The 628-nt window shown below is 56.9% G+C and carries 1 pseudogene; it reads right to left on the bottom strand.

Annotated elements, in window-relative coordinates:
* A pseudogene (gene aceE / locus MOY_RS16560) lies at positions 1–628 on the bottom strand (pyruvate dehydrogenase (acetyl-transferring), homodimeric type); the annotation flags it as partial.

Here is a 628-nt window from a genome sequence, read left to right as displayed (position 1 = left end):
GMCCATTTGCGAGGCAAACGTTTTATCTTCAAGGGCCGGTATTTCCAGCGCGTCAAAATCACTACGGCGGCTTGGCAGGTAGCCATTCAAGCGCTCACGCTGCAGGTGCATGTACTTAAGCTCGGGGGAGTCCTCTTCCGGCTTGTAGTAGGGCACGTCTTTAAGCTGTTCATCGGTGAGCGGAATGCCAAAGCGATCGCGGAATTTACGCAGCGCCTCGTACTCCATACTTTTAACCTGGTGCGCTTCGTTGGCTGCTTCGCCATCGCCGCTGCCCATACCGTAGCCTTTAACGGTGTGCGCCAGAATGACCGTGGGTTTGCCGTTGGTCTGGTTAACCGCTTCATGGTAGGCCGCGTAGACCTTGAACGGGTCGTGGCCACCACGGTTGAGCTTCCAGATATCCTCATCGGAGAGGTCTTTGACCATTTCTTCGGTTTCGGGGTACTTGCCGAAGAAGTGTTCACGGGTGTAGGAGCCGCCGTTGGCCTTGTAGTTCTGGTACTCGCCGTCGACCGCTTCGTCCATGCGTTTTTGCAGGACGCCCTTTTTGTCCTTCTCGAACAGCGGGTCCCAGTGACGGCCCCAGACCACCTTGATCACGTTCCAACCGGCGCCGCGGAACACG

The organism is Halomonas sp. GFAJ-1 (assembly GCF_000236625.2).
In the GTDB taxonomy this organism is placed as follows: Bacteria; Pseudomonadota; Gammaproteobacteria; order Pseudomonadales; family Halomonadaceae; genus Vreelandella.
Note: the sequence above shows the minus strand (reverse complement) of the source record. Positions and strands in the feature narration are given on the sequence as shown.